Source organism: Shewanella sp. 10N.286.54.B9, from assembly GCF_041468565.1.
Lineage (GTDB): Bacteria > Pseudomonadota > Gammaproteobacteria > Enterobacterales > Shewanellaceae > Shewanella.
Map to the genome: position 1 here is coordinate 1 of NZ_JBFRIY010000138.1, position 627 is coordinate 627.

1 protein-coding gene is annotated in these 627 nt (G+C 36.5%); it reads right to left on the reverse strand.

The window, feature by feature from the left end; genetic code table 11:
* Positions 1-160 precede the first annotated feature (160 nt).
* On the reverse strand, positions 161-511 hold the full coding sequence (locus AB4135_RS22180; RefSeq protein WP_248955853.1) for a hypothetical protein: 351 nt from the start codon (positions 509-511) through the stop codon (positions 161-163).
* Between the last annotated feature and the right edge of the window lie 116 nt (positions 512-627).

Here is a 627-nt window from a genome sequence, read left to right on the forward strand (position 1 = left end):
ACCAGTGTCATTTAAATGGGTAAATAACGGATAGGAACCTTCTCCGGACTCCGTCCGGCATGTCCAACGCCCTAATAATGGGCAAAAAATTGTTTGCTAAAATGTTGAGGAACGAAAACAGCAAACTGTTTTTTGTCCTTATTTATTAGCTTGTTAGGCATTAATTACTCTTGCCTATTTCTTGGGTAGCTTGAACTAATTCATTAAGCTGTATTTCAGACATTAATTTAAGCTCTTTGAATGCTTTCGAAGTATATTCTTTAGCCCCGTTTCCTTCTCCTGATATTTTTTTCTTTTCTCCTGCTCGGTTTATAAAGAACATAAAAGGCATAGCTGGATTGTCTTTCATCGTAGCAAAAACTAGTGATTTACCATCACTACACGATGTTACCTGCCAATTTGCAGTAGCTATTTCGGTATGAATTGGACCAATATTACAAGATAAAGACTCCGCACCAAACGAATGAAAAGAAATTAACAGCATTCCAAATAATATAACGCGAGATTTCATATGATGCCTAACGCCCTGTTAACAGGCAATAAAATAGTTGGTTAAAATTAGCGACGAAGGAGCAAAAACCAACTGTTTTTTGTCCTTGTTTAACAGCTTGATAATCATTGAGCCTC